The 21133-nt window shown below is 33.0% G+C and carries 16 protein-coding genes and 1 tRNA gene; 14 read left to right on the top strand and 3 right to left on the bottom strand.

Translation table 11 applies throughout. The features are described 5' to 3' along the window. Positions 1–23: 23 nt before the first annotated feature. The 8 genes from ABD077_RS02850 to ABD077_RS02815 all read left to right on the top strand — a co-directional run bounded on the left by ABD077_RS02850 (position 24) and on the right by ABD077_RS02815 (position 13976). On the top strand, positions 24–215 hold the full coding sequence (locus ABD077_RS02850; protein WP_343910292.1) for a class I lanthipeptide: 192 nt from the start codon (positions 24–26) through the stop codon (positions 213–215). Positions 216–311: 96 nt separating this feature from the next. Further along, positions 312–2453, top strand: a complete 2142-nt coding sequence (locus tag ABD077_RS02845; RefSeq protein ID WP_343910289.1) for a prolyl oligopeptidase family serine peptidase — start codon at positions 312–314, stop codon at positions 2451–2453. Between the two features lie 243 nt (positions 2454–2696). After that, positions 2697–4337 carry a S8 family serine peptidase gene (locus ABD077_RS02840; protein WP_343910287.1) on the top strand — a complete coding sequence of 547 codons (1641 nt, stop codon included), beginning with the start codon at positions 2697–2699 and terminating at the stop codon, positions 4335–4337. Between the two features lie 17 nt (positions 4338–4354). Then, positions 4355–5332, top strand: a complete 978-nt coding sequence (locus ABD077_RS02835) for a hypothetical protein (RefSeq protein ID WP_343910285.1) — start codon at positions 4355–4357, stop codon at positions 5330–5332. A 64-nt stretch (positions 5333–5396) separates the two neighbouring features. Beyond that, on the top strand, positions 5397–6401 hold the full coding sequence (locus tag ABD077_RS02830) for a hypothetical protein (protein WP_343910283.1): 1005 nt from the start codon (positions 5397–5399) through the stop codon (positions 6399–6401). Between the two features lie 248 nt (positions 6402–6649). Next, the gene (locus ABD077_RS02825) at positions 6650–9931 is read left to right on the top strand and encodes a tetratricopeptide repeat protein (RefSeq protein ID WP_343910281.1); all 3282 of its coding nucleotides are present in this window, start codon (positions 6650–6652) and stop codon (positions 9929–9931) included. A 106-nt stretch (positions 9932–10037) separates the two neighbouring features. Then, complete coding sequence (locus tag ABD077_RS02820; RefSeq protein WP_343910279.1) at positions 10038–11966, top strand: DUF3857 domain-containing protein; 1929 nt, start codon at positions 10038–10040, stop codon at positions 11964–11966. Positions 11967–12002: 36 nt separating this feature from the next. Further along, positions 12003–13976, top strand: a complete 1974-nt coding sequence (locus tag ABD077_RS02815; RefSeq protein WP_343910277.1) for a DUF3857 domain-containing protein — start codon at positions 12003–12005, stop codon at positions 13974–13976. 119 nt (positions 13977–14095) lie between these two features. Here ABD077_RS02815 and ABD077_RS02810 read toward each other — a convergent pair. Beyond that, positions 14096–14169 (bottom strand) — tRNA-Ala (locus tag ABD077_RS02810). Between the two features lie 77 nt (positions 14170–14246). Continuing rightward, positions 14247–15047, bottom strand: a complete 801-nt coding sequence (locus ABD077_RS02805; protein ID WP_343910275.1) for a universal stress protein — start codon at positions 15045–15047, stop codon at positions 14247–14249. Between the two features lie 188 nt (positions 15048–15235). On the opposite strand from ABD077_RS02805, the gene ABD077_RS02800 reads away from it, so the two are divergent. The 3 genes from ABD077_RS02800 (at position 15236) to ABD077_RS02790 (ending at position 18174) form a co-directional block, all read left to right on the top strand. After that, positions 15236–15733 (top strand): GNAT family N-acetyltransferase, encoded by a 498-nt coding sequence (locus ABD077_RS02800; protein WP_343910273.1) that lies wholly within the window; start codon positions 15236–15238, stop codon positions 15731–15733. Further along, positions 15730–17061 carry an MATE family efflux transporter gene (locus ABD077_RS02795; protein ID WP_299609982.1) on the top strand — a complete coding sequence of 444 codons (1332 nt, stop codon included), beginning with the start codon at positions 15730–15732 and terminating at the stop codon, positions 17059–17061. Before ABD077_RS02800 ends, ABD077_RS02795 begins: the two co-directional genes overlap by 4 nt. A 345-nt stretch (positions 17062–17406) precedes the next feature. Continuing rightward, a complete protein-coding gene (locus ABD077_RS02790) occupies positions 17407–18174 on the top strand; it encodes an enoyl-CoA hydratase/isomerase family protein (protein WP_343910270.1) in 768 nt (255 codons plus the stop codon). Between the two features lie 244 nt (positions 18175–18418). Here the strand turns inward: ABD077_RS02790 and ABD077_RS02785 are convergent, their stop codons facing one another. Then, positions 18419–19264, bottom strand: coding sequence for an NmrA family NAD(P)-binding protein (locus ABD077_RS02785; RefSeq protein WP_343910268.1), 846 nt, complete (start codon positions 19262–19264; stop codon positions 18419–18421). Between the two features lie 124 nt (positions 19265–19388). Here ABD077_RS02785 and ABD077_RS02780 point away from each other — a divergent pair, with 124 nt between their 5' ends. The 3 genes from ABD077_RS02780 (at position 19389) to ABD077_RS02770 (ending at position 21076) form a co-directional block, all read left to right on the top strand. Further along, positions 19389–19739, top strand: coding sequence for a winged helix-turn-helix transcriptional regulator (locus ABD077_RS02780; protein WP_343910266.1), 351 nt, complete (start codon positions 19389–19391; stop codon positions 19737–19739). A gap of 71 nt (positions 19740–19810) precedes the next feature. Further along, positions 19811–20266 (top strand): 6-pyruvoyl trahydropterin synthase family protein, encoded by a 456-nt coding sequence (locus ABD077_RS02775; protein WP_343910264.1) that lies wholly within the window; start codon positions 19811–19813, stop codon positions 20264–20266. A 45-nt stretch (positions 20267–20311) separates the two neighbouring features. Further along, complete coding sequence (locus tag ABD077_RS02770; protein ID WP_343911964.1) at positions 20312–21076, top strand: UDP-2,3-diacylglucosamine diphosphatase; 765 nt, start codon at positions 20312–20314, stop codon at positions 21074–21076. Positions 21077–21133 lie beyond the last annotated feature (57 nt).

Genomic DNA, 21133 nt, shown 5'->3' with positions numbered 1-21133 from the left:
AGAAATAATAATTAATAAAAATGATGAAAAAACCGAAACAAAATCCATTAGAGTTACGTAAGACTAGAATATCTAAACTCAATGCATTTCAAAAACTTAAAATAAGAGGAGGAGATAATAATCCACTTCCAACAGACACTGGAGACACGGGATCAGGTTGTAGTGAAAATGCTGGAACTGTAATTTCTATGGATGGAAATTGTCCTGATGAATAAGAATTTGTAAAAACAAACTAGGCTTAATATAAAAGATCGATTAAGTCTAGTTTTATTTCTTAATAAGTTATTTATTAGTTTCAATTTTAAATCAATATGAAAAAGTTATTTTTTCTTTATTATCTATTATTTTTATTATTAAACGTAAGCTGTAAAAAACAATATGATGAGATTAATGGTCAAATTATGCAAAATAATTTTGAGCGTCTAGAAAACCTTAATGATTCTACTGTTATAAACTGGATAAAAAATCAAAATGTTAAAGCTGAAAATGTATTACATAAACTTCCTGATGTTGAAGAGTTAGTAAACAAACAAAAAAGATATGGTCAATCAAAAAAATTCAGAGTTAACAATATAAAATTTACGAATAATAATCGATACTTTTATTTAAAAAGTAACTCCGATGAAAAGACAACAAAGTTATATTGTAGGGATAGCCTTAACGGCAAAGAGATATTAGTTTTTGATCCTAACAATTATAAAAAAGCGGAAGCAGATTATCTTATTAATTACTTTAAGCCTAATTGGGATGGAACTCTGGTAGCCATTAGTCTAGAGAAAAATGGTAATGAATTTTCGGAAATTGTTTTTTACGACTTAAAGAAAAAAGAACTTCTAAAAGATTTATTGAAAAATGCCTCCCCGTCTTCATTAAGTGGAGGTATAGGATGGATGTCTGATAATAGAACAGTGATCTATGATTATATTCCGGTAACTGCTTACGATGATGATAATGTATTAAAAAACACCAAAGTAGTGAGGTATACTGTTGGTTCTTATAAGGATGTTGTTGAAATATTTTCAAAAGAAAATAATCCTCAAATCCCTATCGAATCGGAAGATTTTCCTCACGTATTTATTTTAAATCAATTCCCTCAATATGCTATTAGCACTGTTGCCGGAGCAACTCCCTATTATGATGCATATTCTACTTCAATAAGTGATTTTTCAAATTATAAAAAAAAATGGAAAGGACTATTTAAAAAAAATGATAAGATTCGTAGATTTAATATAATTGGAGATACGATATATTATTTATCGGCAAAAGGAACACCAAATTTTCATATAGGAAAAACCTTGATTAGCAATCCAGTTTTGAATTCAAATAGTATTATTATTCCAGAAAAAAAGAATGAAATAATTAAATATTTTTTAAATACAGATTTTGGCTTACTATATGCAGCTGTTATAAATGGTGTTCAAGCTAAGTTATATTCTTATTCTGAAGGTATTGAAAAAGAAATAATTCTTCCTAGACCATCAGCAGATATTAAATTATATAAGAAAGGCAAAGATATTATTGTGGCTATTAAAGGCTGGCTTTCTTCAACTGAAAGATATGTATATAATCATACTGATAATAATTTAGAGAAAATAGATCTTTTTCCTGAAGTATCGTCGTCAAAAAGTAATTTTGATGATTTGGTAGTTGAAGAACTAAATGTTAAATCTCACGATGGTGAAGAAGTCCCTTTATCTCTAGTATATAAAAAAGGAACAAAATTTGACGGTTCTAATCCAGTATTAATGAGAGCCTATGGTTCTTATGGTTCTTCTATGGTTCCCAATGCGTACTATCCGTTTTTACTTTATGCGAAAGAAGGAGGAATCTATGCATTAGCTCACGTTCGTGGAGGAGGAGAAAAAGGAGATTCTTGGTACAAAGGTGGATTTAAACAAACAAAACCCAATACTTGGAAAGATTTTATTGCATGTACGGAATATCTTATAGATAAAAAGTATAGCTCAAAAGGAAAAATTGCTATCTGGAGTGGTAGTGCAGGTGGTATTACAATTGGAAGAGCAATGACTGAAAGGCCTGATCTATATAATGCAGTTATTATCGATAGAGGAATGCTCAATATGGAACGGATTGAAGAAGGTATTAATGGAGCAAATAGTGCTAAAGAGTTTGGGACAGCAAAAGATTCTATAGAATTAAAAGGTTTGTTAGCAATGGATTCTTTTAATCACTTAAAAAGTAATGTTCAATATCCTGCTACATTATTGCGAGTAGGTATAAATGATTCAAGAGTTCCTCCTTGGCATTCTTTTAAATTTGGAGCTAAATTACAACAATCGAATAGTTCTGATAGTCAGATATTAATAAAAACAGAATTCGATTCTGGCCATGGTCTGCTATCTCCTAAAGAAAAAGAATATCGTATGATTGCAGAGTCCTTATCTTTCGCCTTTTGGCAAACTGGTCATCCAGATTATCAGCCGAAAGATTAACATTAATAAATAAGCTAAAATAAAAACCAGTATTGACAGATACTGGTTTTGTTATGATAGATCTAATATATCAGGGAGATTAAGAAAGAATAACTGCAAGGAAAATAAACTATTTGGGGTAACATAATCCTATCTTAGCACACTTACTAATAGATAAAATCACAAAATAAACCATAGATTATTAGGAGAAAATTTGCTATGATATTCTACTAGATCGAGACTGTTAGGTTAAAAAACAAAACAATGCATAAGTATATATTAGTTTTATCACTATTAATTCTATTAGCCAGTTGTGCACAAAGGAAAGAACCTTCTGGTTCGGAAATTGCAGAAACAGACCTTAAAGGTTGGCATCTAAAGGATCTTACTGATGATAGTATTCCAGGTATTAGTCTTCATAAAGCTTACAACGAACTATTACAAAATAAGAAATCAGAAGAGGTGATTGTAGCCGTAATAGATACAGAGATGGATATCCAGCATGAAGATTTAAAAAATAAGATTTGGAAAAACAAAGATGAAATCCCTAATAATGATATCGATGATGATCAAAACGGATATGTAGATGATATACAAGGTTGGAATTTTATTACTAATAAAAAGGGTGATAGTGAACTATTTGTAAACTATGAATATACCCGAATTCTGAAGAAATACAATAATTCTTTTTTTAGTAAAATATACAGTGAAATACCTAATGACCAGAAAGATATCTATAAATTATATTTAAAAGCATATAAAAAATATCAAGAGCAGATGAAATATGCTTTTGAAAGAAAAACCTATATCGATAAACATATTGAGGATTATGATTATGTAAGGGATGTTTTTAAAATGGAATTTCCTAGAGGGAAACAGGAGAAGAGCAAAGTAGATAGTCTTAAAAATATATTTAAGTCAGATGATAGTAAAAAAAGAGGTTTTGAATATTTGGATAGACTAATAAAATATGACATTACTAAGGAGTGGATAGATCAATATGCAAGAAAAGCTTATGAAAGGTTAGAAAAACTGTTAAACCTGGAATATAACGATCGCAAATTAGTTGGGGATGATTTAGAAAATCTAGCGGATATAGTTTATGGCAGCCCTATTGTGAATAAAAATATAGATTTTCTTGAGCATGCAACTTTGATGGCAGGAGTAATTGCCGCTACCAGAGATAATAATATTGGAATAGATGGTATTGTAGAAAATGTAAAAATAATGCCTTTAAGTATTTCCTCGATGGGAGATGAACAGGATAAAGATATGGCTTTGGCAATTAGATACGCTGCCGATAATGGAGCCAAAATAATAAATATCAGCACAGGTAAAGAATTTTCTTTACATCCACAATGGATATTAGACGCTATTAAATGGGCAGAACAAAAAGATGTATTGATTGTTAACTCCTCAGGGAATAATGCTTTAAATCTTGATGATCCTTATATTGATGATTATCCAGATGATGTCGATTTAAATAAACAAGAAGTAACAGATAATTTTATAAAAGTAGGAGGTACTTCTTATTCATTTGACAAGAATTTGGCATATAAATACTCTGATTATGGTAGGTCTAATGTAGATATTATGGCTCCGGCAGTAAAAATTTATACCACCACTAGTTCCCAACAGGGCAACTATCGTTTTTCTAGTGGAACTTCTGATGCTTGTGCGATAACATCTGGAGTTGCCGCTTTAATCCGATCTTATTATCCAGATTTAAAAGCTTCTGAAGTAAAAGAGATTATTCTTAGGTCAGGAACTACGGTTAATAAAGATGTAGAAATTGAGAAAAGTAAAAATAATACGATAACAATCCCTTTTTCTGAATTGTCTAAAACAGGAAAAATCGTAAATGCATATAGTGCACTGAAAATGGCAAAATCATTTAATAAATAACTTTAGGAAGTGGTTATATGAAAAAGACTATGGTCAAATATATTATTAAACAAATTGTAAAATATGTACTAATTTTATTTTTATTTTTATTCGCATTTTCTAAACTATTAGGTCTGCAGTTTAACGTATCTTTGGTCATAGAGGAATTATCGTTATCTGAATTAACCTCAAACCGTTTGTTTAAGTATTTTTTTGGATACTCACCTAGTTATGTTTATAGTATAGCTTTTTTGGAATTATTATTAGGTACTTTTCTGTTTTTTAGAAAAACTGAAAGAATAGGGTTAGTTATAGTAGTTCCATATTTGATTCACATAAATTTGATTAATTCTATTTTTGATTTTAATATATCTCTTAAAATTATTTCTACGTTGTTATTAATAATTGCAATACTATTAATTGCATTTGACTGGGAGTTTTTTAAACGCTTTTTTAGGGGGAATGACTTTTTAGGGAATGAAAAAAAGTCCTCAAATGTTTTTTTTAGGATTAGAAAGTTAAAATGGATCTTTCTTCCTTCCTTATTAGTAGGGGTTTATTTTTTTATGAATAAGGCTGAATCCGAAGGTCTCAAAAAGAACGAACTATACGGTATATGGAAAGTAATCCCCTCAGAGACTCCCGGGAATATTAAAGAAGTTTATTTTGATATAAAAAGTGAATTTGCAATTAAGAATTCTTCAAATAAACTTTTCAAAGGTTCAATTACTAGTCTTGATACTCAAAGATGTATGATAAAAGCTAATGGTGAATATGACCCGAAGGAACTTGATCATTTTATTGAGGAAGAAATGAAAAATTCAGGATTAAAAGAAGAATATTATAGACAAATCGAAAAATCTAAATTAATTGATAACTATCTCATAAAGTATAACCTAGAACCTTATAAATTAACTTTAGCATACAAATTATCTGGAGATACTTTACATCTAAAAGGTGAAAATCTTAATCAACAAATTGATATTAAATTGCTTAGAAAAACAAATAGAAATTGATTAGGTTGAAATTATCTAAATAGCTTTCTGCCAAAGAAGTAAAACAAATTTTATTAACGTTATCATGAGCTCAATAAAAACCATTTTACAGTTTATCAAAACTCATATCCTGTATGTCCTAAGAGTTATCGCTAGATATTACATTGCTTATAATATGTTTTCATATGCTTTTACTAAGATTTTGAAAACACAGTTTAATATGGGGCTTAGCTATGCCTCTGACATGGGTTTGGATTATTTTAATGGACTACTGTTTACCTGGTATTATTATGGGTATTCTCGCACCTACGGATTAATCATTGCCTATACACAAATAACAGCTGGGGTTTTACTGCTCTTTAGAAAAACAGTACGATTAGGAGTCGTCTTGTTTCTCAGCTTTATGGTAAATATTTTATTAGTAGATATTTTTTATGAGATCGATGGAGCCTTATGGCATGCAGCTAAACTTACTACACTAGGATTCTTTTTACTGTTCTCAGACTGGAAAGGGTTTAAGACGTATTTTCTAAGAGCTTTAGAAAAAATTCAACGCATCCCACAAATATTGCCTTCCAAATTTAGACAGGCGTATAGGTTGAAGTTTTTAATTATTCCAGTCATGATCTGGTATGCCTATAATGATATATACGAGAGCAAGCAGAATTTTCTTATCAAAAACGAGTTGTTTGGTGTATGGCGAAATGTAACTGATGATAAAGATCATTCACATCGATTGTACAAAGTAACTTTTGACTATGATAATGGATTAAAAATTAAAGATTTTGCTAAAAATATCTATTTCGGAAGTATCGAAATAGATACTGTAACAAAAACAATACAATTACAAGCACGTCACTATTCAGAAGAGGCTAATTATTTTGTACTAGATAGTATAGCTAAGGTATCGGTAGCGCAACAACAAGACAAAAACTTAAAAAAAGAGATCAGAAACTATTACCATACGATTAATAATTCTACACCTTTTCAAAAAGAATTGTACTCCTACAAGATAGAACAAGACACCTTAGTACTGTCATCATCCAACCACAAAGGACTAAAGTTTGTAAATATTCATGTAGAGAACTAATTAACTCCCACCAAAAAAACAAGCCATTTTATAGTAACATTATCTCGGTTTTTGATACTTACTATAAAGGGAAAAGCAAAATATTTTGGGCCTTATGTTTTAGAAAGGGGAAACTTTTTCTTATTATAATGGGGAAATAATAACCAAAAAAGTATGCAGATGTACTAAGTATATCGCATCACTCTTTTCCATACCCTAAATAGGGTATAAAATCGCATATAACCAAGTAACAACTAAAATGTAAACGTGTGAAGAGAATAATAGTGATCATCGCCATCATAACCACGAGTATTTTTTATGGTCAGGAAGAGATTCCATTAGTAGAGTATAATCAGATATTAGAACGCTTATATGAGTTAGAAGAAAAAGAAGACTATGAAGGCATTCTTACCGAGCTCGATAAGATTAGTGTAAACGATTCTATTTATACCGCTAATTTGGTGACCAAATCCTATTACCTACTGCAGTTAGAAAAATATGATGAGGTAGTGGCCATCTGTGATCAGGGACTACAAGCCGAGGATACTACAGAGCAGTATTCCTTTTATCTAAACAAAGGATTGGCGTTCATACAAGCAGAAAAATATCCACAGGCGATAGAAGTATATACCAATGCGCTTAAACACTATCCTAAAAACAATGTGCTGTATCACAATCTGGGATATATATATCAGAAAATGGAACAATGGGAAAAGGCATTACAAAACTATAAACAATCGGTAATGCTCAATCCGTTCTATGCGAAAAGTCACCTGGAGATCGGTAAACTATCTTTTAAAGAAGGTCAGATAGCACAAGCACTGATGGCTTTTAACCTATATCTGATTTTAAATCCAGATGGAGAAAATTCGTTTAGCGTACTTAATCTGGTTAATAACCTAGTTTCACAGAAAAATGACATAGAAGCCTTAGATATTACCATTTCTGAGGATGATGAAACTTTCGAAGATATTGATTTGGTGTTAGATAGTAGAATGGCGATGAACAAGGATTTTAAACTAAATAATAAAATCAATATTGGATTAACGCGTCAGAATCAAGCGTTATTAGAGCAATTACAGGATTATGAAGGTAATGGAGGGTTTTGGGATCGTAAATATGTGCCATTTTTTAATTGGATCACAGAGAATAACCATTTCGATGCTTTTACCTATACCATTTCTTATAGTATTCAGAATAAAGATTTTAAGAAAATCGTAGATAAGAATGTAGAGGAGATTACATCTTTTATCGATGTGGCGTATGATAAGTGGCAGGCCATTATGGAGGCAGATAATGAAGAGGTATTCGAAGGGAAAAAACAAAAGGTCACCTATGCGTACGAAAACTATAACTTTTTGCAAGCTGTAGGGATCATGAAAGAAGGTAAAAAGATAGGAAATTGGGAAGTGTATGATGAGAAAGGAAAACGCATAGGAAACGGAAAATTTAATGAAGATGGGGTACGCACAGGAGATTGGCAATGGTATGATGCATCGGGGAATATTTCTGAATCAGAGCATTATAAAGACGGAAAGCTAGAAGGACAGTATACCTATTTTTATAAAAACGGAAATAAGGAAATCGAATGTAATTATGTAGCAGGAGAATTAAACGGAGACTATAAAAAATACAACGATAAAGGAGCACTCATAGAACACAAACAGTTTAAAAACGGAGTGCTGGATGGTAAATACCTTTCGTATCATAAAATCGGTGAGCGCGCAAAGGATTATGAGCTGATGTATAAAGATGGGAAACCTGTAGGAGAGCTTAGACAATATTATGTAGATGGTTCTTTGTTTAAAAAACATTCTTTCTTGGATGGTAAAGTAAACGGCACAGAAAAATTGTATTACCATACAGGAGAGTTAATGGGCGAATACGAGTATAAAGAAGGATTGTATAACGGACCTTATGTCTCCTACTATCGAAATGGACAAAAATCTGAAGAAGGTGTTACTGCACAAGGATATTATGATGGTAACTGGAAGTTATATCATAGAAACGGAGCCTTAATGAATGCTATTACCTATAAAAAAGGAGAACTTAATGAAGCCTATTTGGAGTATGATCTAGACGGAAAGCTACACTACGACTTTACCTATAGAAATGATGAGTTTATCGCGTTTAAATATTACAATAAAAACAAGGAGATCATTGGCGAAGGAAGAAAAAAGAAAGGCGAGTTTTATTATAAAGGATATGACCCTTTAGGAAGCTTAGTTACCGAAGGTTTATATGATATCAAAGGAGGAAAAGTAGGAGAATGGAAATACTATTCTGAAGAGTATATGACAAACAAAGTACCTTATGAAGATAATAAGGTACAAGGAGATAACTATAACTATTATAGATCTGGGAAAGAAGAATCAATAACACCTTATAAAAATGATTCTATTCATGGATACTACCGCAGATATCATGAGAATGGAGCGCTGGCAGAGCATGGTTGGTATCAGAAAAATCTGATTTATGGCGATTGGAAATCCTACTATCCAGACGGAACGCTGAAAAGAGAAAATTTCTATCACAAAGGAAAACAACACGGCACACAGAAATTTTATGGAGTAGAAGGAAAATTACTATCCACCAGTATGTATGCATATGGCAATATAGTGTCAGAAAAAAAGTACCATCCAGATGGCAGTGTATTACAAGAAGTAACCTATGATCCTACCAAAGAATCCTATACCGTTTCTATAAAAGGATACAACGGAAAAACCCAATCCACTACCGAATATGTATATGGTGTAAAAAATGGAAAATATACCAAATACAATACTGATGGTAAAATAGTGATCGAAGGTAGTTTCCTAAATGATAGGCCACACGATTCATGGACTTGGTATTATGATAGTGGAGAAATAAATAGAAAAGGGCATTATTTTCATGGAGAATATGATCAAACATGGACATCCTATCACGAAAATGGCACAATTAATGAGAAATTTTCTTACGAATCCGGAAAATTAAACGGAGTGTATGAATCGTATAATGAAGAAGGTATTCTAATTCGTAAAATTCCGTATATCGATGATAAAATGTATGGAGAGCGAGAGTTTTATAGTCCAGAAGGAAAATTACAGGTAGTTCGCTATTATCATTTGGATAATATTATAGGGTATAGCTATCATGATAAAGAGGGCAAGCTACTACCGATGATACCTATTGATAATTATAGCGGAAAGCTGCAAGCATATTTCGATAACGGAAAACCTTCTATGGAGGGAGAGTTTAAAAATGGAGTGCTTGTAAATCAGTTTAAAGCCTATTATTACTCTGGTCAGTTAGAACGAATTAGTGAGAACAAATATGGAAATATCGATGGGAAATACACTAAATATTATGCCGATGGGAAAGTAAAAGAAGAAATGACCTATGATCATGGTCTATTAAACGGAGTATACAAAAAGTATCATCCAAATGGGAAGATCAAAGAAGAGGTAATATATCGCCAAAATGAACGCAGCGGAAAAGCATTATATTATGATAAAGCTGGAAAACTAACCAAAGAAAAAGTATATTACAATGACGTAGCTACAAAGTAAACTACTTCAGAGCAAAAACAGGATACATTTGTAGGACATGAACTTTTAATTTCAGAGCAGGCTTTTGGGTATAATACCCTTTGGCGGTGCCAATAAAATAAAAAATATGCTTAGAAATCAATTAGTAGTGTTGGTACTACTGCTGTCTTTTATAGGACATGCGCAAAGTGCCTCACCTTTATTTAAAGAATACAAAGCAAAATATCCCGAAGAATATTCGGTAAAATTGTTAGAAGAGAGAAACGTAGATATTCGCCTGAAGAATGGAGAGATTCTGATTACACAAGAAGTAATGGAAGAGAATCTATACCTAGATACCGCAGCAACCTATCAATCAAAACAATCCATTAACTATTCTACTTTTTTAGAAGTAGAAGAGATAGAAGCAGCTTCTATGGTATATGAAAATGGGAAGTATAATACGATCAAAGTAGAAGATTTTGTAACCAAAGATGAGATGGACCAAAGCTTCTACGATGATTCTAAGTCCATTAATTTTATTTATCCCAATTTACAACCAGGCTCTAAATCCAAACTTAAGTATGTAGAAAAGATTAAGAATCCGCGATTTCTAGGAACCTTCTTTTTTGCAGATTTTAACCCAACAGTAAAAAGTAAACTGACAATTACTGTGGATAAGAATATCTCTATGAAGTTTAAGGATTTTAATATAGGAGAACTTCCGATAAATTTTTCAGAATCCGAAAAACGAGGAAAGAAAGTATATACCTGGGAAGTAAACCAAATGGATAAATTCGAAATAGAACCTGGTGCTCCTAACTTTAGAAGTACACTACCACATTTGATTCCGATGATCACAGAATATGAATCCAAAGGAAAGAAAGTAAAAGTGCTGGGCGAAGTATCAAACCTATATGATTGGTATTATTCTCTAGTAAAAGATATCAATAAATCAGAACCAGATCAGGAACTAGAAAAGATCGTAGCACAACTTACGCAGGATAAGAAAACGGATCTCGAAAAGGTAAAAGCCATTTACTATTGGGTTCAGGAAAACATAAAATACATCGCTTTCGAATATGCTTTAGGAGGTTTTGTTCCCAGGCAAGCTAATGATGTGTTTAATAAAAAATATGGAGACTGCAAGGATAATTCTAGTATACTGCAAGAAATGCTCGAAATTGCAGGCCTGCAAGGAAACTTAACCTGGATTGGTACGCGTAGCATACCCTATAAGTACGAAGAGGTTCCTACTCCTTCTGTAGATAATCATATGATTCTTACCTACAAAGATGGTGATGATATATATTATCTAGATGCTACAGGAAGATACATTCCTATCGATTTACCGACTTCTTTTATCCAGGGAAAAGAAGCATTAGTGGCAGTAAACGAAAATGAATTTGAGATCAAAGAAGTACCGGTTATAGATGCTAAAAGAAATACGCTTATCGATTCTACTTATTTAAAAATTGAAGACCAAACGATAAAAGGGAAAGGAAGTTTTAAACTATCTGGATATTCTAAAATAGATTTCTTTAATGCCTTCGAGAGAGAGAAAAAAGAAGAGAATCTAAAGTCGATTTATACCAGAGAACTTAGAAAAGGAAGCAATAAGTTTTTGATCGAAAGTTTTGAAGAAATTAATAAGTACGACTACGATAAGGATTTTACTATCAACTATGCATTCAATATCAAGGATTACATGACTACCTTGGATAATGAAACCTATATTAACCTAAATCTCAATAAAGAGATTAGTCGTTTTAAACTGAAGAAAGACCGAAAAAGCGCAAGAGAATATAGATATAAATCCTATACCAAAAATGTAACGGTACTAGAAATCCCAAAGGATAAAGAAGTATCCTACATTCCTGAAAGTTTTTCTATTGAGAATGATTTTTTTCAGTGTTCCATCACCTATACCAAACAAGGGTCTTCTATTCTGTATGAATTAGAAATGAATCAGGATTTTATCTTATTAGATGTTTCTCAGCAAAAAGAGTTCAATAATTTGATTAAAAAGATTGAGAAAAATTTTAAAGAAGTGGTGATTCTGAAAGATAAAAAGTAAACAAATCCAGCACATTAGACAACTAAAAAATTATAAATGAAAGAACTAAAATATTTGGCAATTGTAATTCTTTTGACCAGCAATTTGTGGAGTCAAAAAGAACCTTACTATACAACCTACGATTGGGATGACGATCCAATAACAAATATTGATTTGAAAAAATATGAGGATAAGGATATCGTAGCTTTTAAAGATAAGGTAGTTAACGAATTCTATTTTTTGAAGGACGATAGCTTTGTAGAATATGCGCTGATCCATAAGCTGTATTGGCTTAATTCTAATGATAATATCGAGAAATATAACAAGGTATATCTTCCTTCGAGCCCCAACTCCGAAGTAGTAACCAATAAAGCCCGTGTTATTACTAAATCGGGTAAAATTATAGAGTTGGATGATTCTAAAATTCTAACTTCTAAAGACGAAGAAACAAAACGTACCTTAAAATATTACGCCTTGGAAGGAGTAGAAAAAGGAGGTTTTATAGAGTACTTTTTTGTGGTAAAAAGATATCCAGGGTACACAGGAAAAAGAGTAACCTTACAATCGGATTTCGAAAAAGAGAATGTAAGTTTCGAATTGTTGGCACCTACCAATCTAATCTTTAAAACCAAAAGTTATAATGGGCTTCCCGATGTGATTCAGGATACTACCAACACAGATAAAAATCATTGGAAACTAGAGCTGGATACCTTAGAGGCAATTGATAATGAAGAGCAAGCTCCTTATGGAGCCATGAAAAAATATCTGATCTATAAATTAGAGAAAAACACCAATAATCCGGCTAATGATATTGTTTCGTATCGAGTAGGCTCGCAAAATATTTATAAAAACTTATTTCCAGAAGTAGATGAAAAGCTCAATAAAAAGATAACAAAGTTTATAAAATCTATCGAGGATGCGGATCATGAAGATACCGCTACAAAAATTAGAGCGCTAGAGAATTATATCAAAGCGAATATATATGTAGCCAGTGTAAATCGAGAAGATCTGGAAGATGTTTCGAGTATATTAGACAATAAAGTGGCTAATGAAAGAGGTGTTGTAAAGCTATACCTTGCTCTGAGCAAAGTCCTAAACATTAAACATCAACTGGTATACACTACCGATAGAAGAGAAATGAAGTTTGATAAAGGGTTTGAGGCGTACAACTTTTTGTTAGAAACACTGATCTACTTTCCTAAGATTAAGATGTATATGGCTCCTACCAAAATAGAGTCTAGATTGGGATTCCCGCCTGGATTTTTTACCGATAATTATGGGTTATTTATTAAACCTGTAACCTTAGGAGGTTTTACATCGGGAGTAGGGAGCGTTAAATATATCAAACCAGTAAATTATGATAAGACCAATTATAATTTAGTGATGAATGTTAGTTTTGATCCAGATGATCTCACGGTAACAGACCTAAAAATGGATCGTGTTATGGATGGATATTATGCAGTGTATATACAGCCATTTATGGATATTGCCAAAGAGGAAAACAAGGATGAAATGATTGAAAGTGTAATTAAATCTATCAATCCTAATATCGAAATTGTAGAAAAGAAAGCACTGAATGCATCTTCTAAAGACTTTGGAACCAAACCACTACAGATTATCGCAGACCTAAAATCTGAAGATTATGTAGATAAAGCGGGCAATAAATACCTGTTTAAGATCGGCTCTATCATCGGTCCGCAGCAAGAGATGTATCAGGAAAAAGTACGACAGCTTCCCGCAGAAAATGAATTCGAAAGAAGTTACGATCGAAAGATTGTCGTGGACATCCCTACAGGATATCAATTCAAAAACTTGGATAAGATTAATATCAATGAATCTTATAACAAGGACGATAAAGAGTTGTTTATGTTTTCATCCTCTTACGAGATAAAAGACAATCAACTGATCGTATCGATCAAAGAATTTTATAATCAAAACATTATCGATGTTGCACTATATGAAGACTACAGAAAGGTCATCAATAGCGCCGCTAATTTTAATAAAGTTACGTTGGTATTAGAAAAGATTTAAATACTAGACAACCTAAAGTCATACCAGTTCTTATATGAAAAGGTATTAATACAAGCAAAAATTCCCTTGGTTAGAAAACAAAAAAGCCTGCACATATTATGCAGGCTTTTATACATCTGTGGAGAAGATGGGACTCGAACCCACGACCTCTTGACTGCCAGTCAAGCACTCTAGCCAGCTGAGCTACATCCCCAAAATTGTTAATATGATGGAGCGAAGCGCTTGTCCGCCACAGCGTAGCGGAGGAGGAAGCTACATCCCCAAATCTTTCTAGTAAGCTCCTTTCAGGACTAACAACGGAATCCTACTTTCAAAATCTTTTTTCAGCACTTTGTTATCCTCCCAAAGCTTTCCAAAAAATCCTCTATTACGTCGCAAAACACAAAGTAAATCAGGATTGTTTTCATTAAGGTGTTCTAAAACCCCTTGGAATAAAGTACCATTTTCGGATGATTTATATGAACTTATCAGCGCTGCTAAATCTTTCTGAAATTCCGAATCTTCTGGTAAATACTCTGCCGTTTTAACCTGCAACAATTTGATGTCAGCATTAAACGTACTTAGAATCTCTTTAATGGGATTTAAAGTTGTTTCTTTTTTGATAACACCAGACTTAATAGCCATTAATATTTTAGAAATCGGCTTGAACTCATAATTTTCAGGAATGATCAATACCGGAATTTCTGTTTTCTTAACCAAACTCCCGGAAGTCTCGCCCAAAAAATAAGGCATTTTAATATCATCACTCTCCGCACCTAACACAATCAAATCAATAGAATGTTTTAGATTAAATTCTGGAATGGCTTCTAATAAATCTCCTTCTAGCGGAAGTGCAGTAACAGTAACACCTTTTTTGTCTACCTGTGCTAGTTTTTCTTCAATTGTAGTTGCCGAAATATCTTTTAGCGTCTCATTTACCGAAGGAAGACTACCAGATCTTGGTAACTCCTTAAATACTTGTACTGCATATACCGTTCCGCCTAACTCTTTTGCAAAATCAATTGCATATTGTAATCGTGCAATACTTACAGAATCTTTGGATAACCCTAATGGGACTAGGATGTTTTTCATTACTAAGCCTGATTTGTGTTCTAGGGAGCAAAATTACAACTTTTGATGAGTTAAAAGGCTTTTTTGTCTATAGATAGCACAGCTAATTGTTATTTCTTTTCTTAAAGTTTCTTTAAAATAAATTATGCTGCCTTCTAAAACCTTCTCTTCGAGAGAATAGTTTGTATTTTTGCCACTTGATAAAAATTATGATTCGTAAAGCGACACCTTCAGACTTAGATGCGATTCACAAGTTAACACAAGCTTGTGCTAAAGCAATGATTGCCAAAGGAATTTATCAATGGAACGAACACTATCCTACCCGATCACGTTTCGAAAAAGATATTGAATTAGAGGAATTGTATGTTCTCGAAGAAGGTCATGTCAAAGGTATCATTGTACTTACAGAGCTGATGGACGATGAGTATATTCCTATACAGTGGTTAACAGAAAATGAGAATAGCCTATATGTCCATAGATTAGCAGTACATCCGGATTATTGGGGTAATGGATATGCTCAGCAGTTAATGAATTGGGCAGAAACTCAGGCAAAAGAAAAGAAGTATGCATCGGTACGCTTAGATACATTTAGCCAGAACAAAAGAAATCACAAGTTTTATGAAATCCGAGGATATCAGCGATTAGGGAATATATTTTTTCCTAAGCAAAGTGAGCATCCTTTTTATTGTTATGAATTGGTATTGTGAGTAGTATCATAAGTTTTAAAAATATTAATAAACTTGCCGTTCCGGCGATTATCGCAGGAATCGCAGAGCCTGTATTATCCGCTACGGATACTGCTATTGTGGGTAATATTCCAGTACATGGCACAGAATCACTCGCTGCAGTAGGTATCGTAGGATCATTTTTATCCGCACTTATTTGGATATTGGCACAAACCAGAGCAGTGATTTCAGCTATTATTTCTCAATATCTTGGAGCAGGAAAATTAGATGAAGTTAAAACATTACCAGCGCAAGCAATCCTTTTTAATATAGGATTGAGTATTGCAATTTTATTAGCCACGGTTCCTTTTATCAAAGAGATTTTTATACTCCTCAAAGCAGAAGGTGTAGTGCTCGATTATTGTATTTCATATTACAGAATTAGGGTTTGGGGATTTCCACTTACCTTATTTATTTTTGCGATTTTCGGGATATTCAGAGGATTACAAAATACATTTTGGCCTATGATCATTGCCTTAATAGGAGTGGTTGCCAATATCATATTCGATATTGTTTTGGTCTATGGAATCGAAGGAATTTTAGAACCTATGTATTTAGAAGGAGCAGCATGGGCCAGTTTATGTTCTCAGGTACTTATGGCCATTTTATCTCTGATTTTGTTATTGAAGAAAACTGACGTTTCCTTACGATTAGAAAAACTATGGCATCCCGAGATGAAACGATTTATGATCATGAGTTTTAATTTGTTCATTCGTTCTTTTGCGCTAAACACCACCATAATTCTGGCAGCCAGAGAAGCAACTAGTATTGGAACCAATTATATTGCAGCACATAGTATTGCTATACAATTGTGGTTGTTTTTCGCTTTTTTCATTGATGGCTATGGCGGTGCAGGTAATATATTGGGCGGAAGATTATTGGGAGCAAAGGATTACAAAAACCTGATTGCCATGTCCAAAAAAGTAAATCTGTATGGAATTATCGTTGCTAGTATATTAGGGGGCGTAGCCGTACTCATTCCAGAGCGGTTAGGGCTTATTTTTACCAAAGATCCAGAAGTAATCACTATTTTTAAAAGCTTCTTCTACCTTGTAGTTATCGCCCTGCCAATTAATGCAGTAGCCTTTGTCGGTGATGGAATATTTAAAGGAATGGGTGAAACAGGTTTCTTAAGAAATGTACTATTAGGGTCTACTTTTTTAGGATTTATACCTACTCTTATGATTGCCAGGTATATGGATTGGAAACTCCATGGTGTATGGATCGCCATTACAGTATGGATGTTTATACGAGGATTGGCATTATTGATTAAGTTTAGACGAAAGTACTACCCTTTGGCCACTAGCTAAATGCGAATTTTAAAATAGCCATTACAATAACCACATACAAACAGATCAGTATAGCAACCCACCTAAACTTTACCAGATACTTTTTTTCCATGAATTAAAAGTACTGTATGATGCAGAAAACATAAATAAGTAGAACTACGGGTTTTGTAAGAATAGTCTTGTGTTGTGATTGGGCGTTACCCTATCGGGTCGGGCTTTTCATTACAATTCCTAACGCGACTTTTTTCTTAAAAGTTATTTTGGAGTTAGAAGAAGTGAAGAAAAGGGTTGTAATAAAAACAAAAGAATTGATCAAAATGATATGAATCAGGAATATTACCTATTTTTATCAAAAATCAAAACCGAATGACTACTACACGAACTAATGGAAGTTTGTATACACATACCGAAAACCATATTGCTACCATAGAGTTTGGACATCCATCTAGCAATTCGTTTCCATCAGAATTATTAGAGCGATTAACCAAAGCATTTGATACCTTATCCAATGATGCATCTGTACATGTGATTATCCTAAAATCAGAAGGAGAACGTGCCTTTTGTGCGGGGGCTTCTTTTGATGAATTGATTGCCATTACCAATCTAGAAGAAGGGAAACAGTTTTTTTCTGGATTTGCCAATGTAATTAATGCGATGAGAAGGTGCAAGCAACCGATCATAGGTAGAATACAAGGCAAAACAGTTGGAGGAGGAGTAGGATTGGCTGCGGCTTGTGATTACTGCATGGCTACAGAAGCAGCTGCTATTAAATTAAGCGAACTAACCATAGGTATTGGTCCTTTTGTGATTGAACCTGCGGTATCCAGAAAAATAGGATTGGCAGCTTTTGAAGCTTTGGCTTGGGACGCATCTCAATGGAAAAATGCCTATTGGGCCAAAGAACGTGGATTGTTTACCAGAGTTTTCGAAACGATTGGAGAACTAGATAAGGAAATACAACTATTTGCCGAAAAATTAGCGAGCTATAATCCACAAGCTACACAGCAAATGAAAAAAGTAACCTGGGTAGGAACAGATCATTGGAGTGATCTGTTGATAGAAAGAGCTGCTGTTTCTGGAGAATTGGTATTGTCTGAGTTTACCAAAAACGCTTTACATAAGTTTAAAAAATAATAAATGGAAATACTTAATTTTTTAGGAGGGAACGGATTATTTATAATTATGGGAATCATCTTAGTAGTCGTTTATTTCTACAATAAAAGAAGGAGAAGATAAGGCTGTCTAAAAAGTAACTTTATAATGTCAAACTGAGCTTGTCGAAGTTTTTAATCAGTTGATTTTCAATTTGTCTTCGACAGGCTCAGACTGACAATACGTGTTTTCAATACTTTTTAGACAGCCTGATATATCTGGTTATTTATAAGAAATCTCTTTTTAAAACTTCTTCTAAACTTTCCGGTTCTTGCCCTGTGAGATCCTTTATAGCTGTTGTTACTTCGCTTACTTTTCCTTGTTTAATCATACCATAAACTGGAATCATATAATCTGCAATAAAATCTGGAGCACCAGATTCTTTTAATACCTGTTTATAAGTGTTTTCATCAGGATTAGGATAGGTAATTTCTCTTCCTAATAGATTACTTAGCATAGAGGCCACATCAAAATGAGAATATGCTTTTGCTCCTGTTAGTACATGAGTTTCTTTGATTCTGTTCTGATCTGTAAGTAATTTGGCAATAGCATTTCCTACATCTTTCGAAGAAACAAAGGATGATTTTCCTTCTCCAGCAGGAGAAAAGATAATGTTACGATCTTGTATATTCTCTCGCTCATAGTTACCGAAATTCTGCATAAAAAATCCAGGACGTACGATATTCCACTGTAAAGAAGAGTTTCTTAATTTTTCTTCCATTTTTTTGTGAAAAGGTAATTCTTCAAGATTTTCCATACCGTTTCCCGATAAGTATATGAGTCTTCCTTTATAATTTTCTTGTAAATAATCCACAAAAGGTTCTAGTAATTCATAAAGCCCAGGATTTAATGGAGGACCTAATAAGAAGATTCCATCTGACTGTAAAACTTCTTGATAGGATGTTTTATCCTCGTAATCAAAGTATACTCCGGTAACCGAATTTTCAAAAACGTCTTGGACTTTTTGAGTATTTCGTGTACCTGCAATTACCTGTTCCTTTTTAGTAAGTAGGTTGTTTACTACTTCTCTTCCTATAGTACCTGTAGCACCGGTAATAAAATAAGTTGACATAATGATGATCTTTTTTGTAACAAGGTAAATACATTAGTATCTTAGTGCAAGTAGGTACATAAAAGTGCAGTAGTTTCTTTTTATATACTAATATTGATTATCAGTATTTTCAAAATAAAATTTTATGAGTTTTTTATCAGAAAAAGAATGCGAAGGTCCAATTAAATGTCCGGTAATGACAACACTTAGCGTTATTGGAGGTAAATGGAAGCCTGGTATTTTATGGGAATTACAAAACAACGAAATATTGCGTTTTGGTCAATTAAAGAAAAGATTGGGAACGATTACTCAGAAAATGTTGACCCAGCAATTACGAGAGTTGGAAACGGATGGTATAATTATACGGAAAATATATCCCGAAGTTCCTCCACGTGTAGAGTATCGTTTATCTGATTATGGTAAAAGTTTATCTCCTGTACTCAATGAAATGGCAAATTGGGGTACAGGACATTTACAAACAATCACTAGCAAATAGCTCTTAATTTACGTTTTAAAATAGAATAGAAAATAATCTTCACTAACTTTGCAAAAAAGTTAGATCAAAAAATGAGTAAGATTAGAATTACCAAGAAGTTTACTTTCGAAGCAGGGCATGCGTTGTATGGATATGATGGTAAATGTAAAAACCTACATGGGCATAGTTACAAGTTAAGTGTAACCGTTATAGGAGAACCCATTACAGATACATCTCATGTAAAGTTAGGAATGGTTATGGATTTTGGAGATCTAAAGAGAATAGTAAAGAAGGATATCGAAGATGTATTTGATCATGCTACTATTTTTAATAAAAACACCCCGCACTTAGAATTAGCTCAAGAGTTAAAAAGAAGAGGACATCATGTTATTTTGGTGGATTATCAACCATCTACCGAAAACATGATCATCGATTTTGCGGCTAAAATAAAAGCTAAACTTCCTGAAAATATAAAGTTACACTCCTTAAAACTTCAAGAAACTGAAACTTCTTATGCAGAGTGGTATGCATCAGATAATGACGAATAAGGAATATTTTTCACCTTATAGTATCTATAGAAACTAATGAAAAAGATAAGTTTACCGGAAGGTAAGAAAATATATTTTGCATCAGATAATCATTTGGGAGCTCCCACAAAGGAGAAAAGCTTTCCGAGAGAGCAAAATTTTGTACGATGGTTGGATGAGGTAAAGAAAGATGCTGCTGCTATTTTTTTATTAGGAGATCTTTTCGATTTTTGGTTCGAATATAAAACAGTAATACCTAAAGGATTTACCAGAACTTTAGGTAAGCTCGCCGAGATTACTGATGCAGGAATTCCGGTGTACTATTTTGTAGGCAATCACGATCTATGGATGAATGGATATTTCGAGGAAGAATTAAATATTCCCGTATATCATCAACCACAAGAATTTAGCTTTAACAGCACTACTTTTTTAATCGGTCATGGAGATGGACTTGGTCCAGGCGATAAAGGATACAAACGAATGAAAAAAGTGTTTACAAATCCTGTAGCCAAGTGGTTCTTTAGATGGTTACATCCAGATTTGGGTGTGCGATTAGCACAATATCTTTCGGTAAAAAATAAATTAATTTCTGGAGATGATGACGTTACTTTTCTAGGAGAAGACAATGAATGGTTAGTGCAGTATTGTAAGCGAAAGTTGGAAACAAAACATACAGATCATTTTGTTTTTGGTCATAGACATCTTCCTATGGAGATTGATCTTAAAGACAATTCGAAATATACCAATTTAGGGGATTGGATTATACATTATACCTATGCTGTTTTTGATGGTAATGAAATGGAGTTAGAAAAGTATACCTTACCCGAATAGTCTGCAGAGTTTAGATGCAATAAAAAAGCGAATAATCATAAAGTGACTATCCGCTTT

Source organism: Aquimarina litoralis (genome assembly GCF_039523995.1).
Taxonomy (GTDB): Bacteria; Bacteroidota; Bacteroidia; order Flavobacteriales; family Flavobacteriaceae; genus Aquimarina; species Aquimarina litoralis.
This window is presented reverse-complemented; position numbering and strand designations above follow the sequence as displayed.

What these genes read in the sequence shown, in the direction of transcription:
- ABD077_RS02850 (WP_343910292.1), top strand. Translation starts at nt 24, where the DNA reads ATGAAAAAACCGAAACAAAATCCATTAGAGTTACGTAAGACTAGAATA.
- ABD077_RS02845 (WP_343910289.1), top strand. Translation starts at nt 312, where the DNA reads ATGAAAAAGTTATTTTTTCTTTATTATCTATTATTTTTATTATTAAAC.
- ABD077_RS02840 (WP_343910287.1), top strand. Translation starts at nt 2,697, where the DNA reads ATGCATAAGTATATATTAGTTTTATCACTATTAATTCTATTAGCCAGT.
- ABD077_RS02835 (WP_343910285.1), top strand. Translation starts at nt 4,355, where the DNA reads ATGAAAAAGACTATGGTCAAATATATTATTAAACAAATTGTAAAATAT.
- ABD077_RS02830 (WP_343910283.1), top strand. Translation starts at nt 5,397, where the DNA reads ATGAGCTCAATAAAAACCATTTTACAGTTTATCAAAACTCATATCCTG.
- ABD077_RS02820 (WP_343910279.1), top strand. Translation starts at nt 10,038, where the DNA reads ATGCTTAGAAATCAATTAGTAGTGTTGGTACTACTGCTGTCTTTTATA.
- ABD077_RS02815 (WP_343910277.1), top strand. Translation starts at nt 12,003, where the DNA reads ATGAAAGAACTAAAATATTTGGCAATTGTAATTCTTTTGACCAGCAAT.
- ABD077_RS02805 (WP_343910275.1), bottom strand. Translation starts at nt 15,047, where the DNA reads ATGAAAAACATCCTAGTCCCATTAGGGTTATCCAAAGATTCTGTAAGT.
- ABD077_RS02800 (WP_343910273.1), top strand. Translation starts at nt 15,236, where the DNA reads ATGATTCGTAAAGCGACACCTTCAGACTTAGATGCGATTCACAAGTTA.
- ABD077_RS02790 (WP_343910270.1), top strand. Translation starts at nt 17,407, where the DNA reads ATGACTACTACACGAACTAATGGAAGTTTGTATACACATACCGAAAAC.
- ABD077_RS02785 (WP_343910268.1), bottom strand. Translation starts at nt 19,264, where the DNA reads ATGTCAACTTATTTTATTACCGGTGCTACAGGTACTATAGGAAGAGAA.
- ABD077_RS02780 (WP_343910266.1), top strand. Translation starts at nt 19,389, where the DNA reads ATGAGTTTTTTATCAGAAAAAGAATGCGAAGGTCCAATTAAATGTCCG.
- ABD077_RS02775 (WP_343910264.1), top strand. Translation starts at nt 19,811, where the DNA reads ATGAGTAAGATTAGAATTACCAAGAAGTTTACTTTCGAAGCAGGGCAT.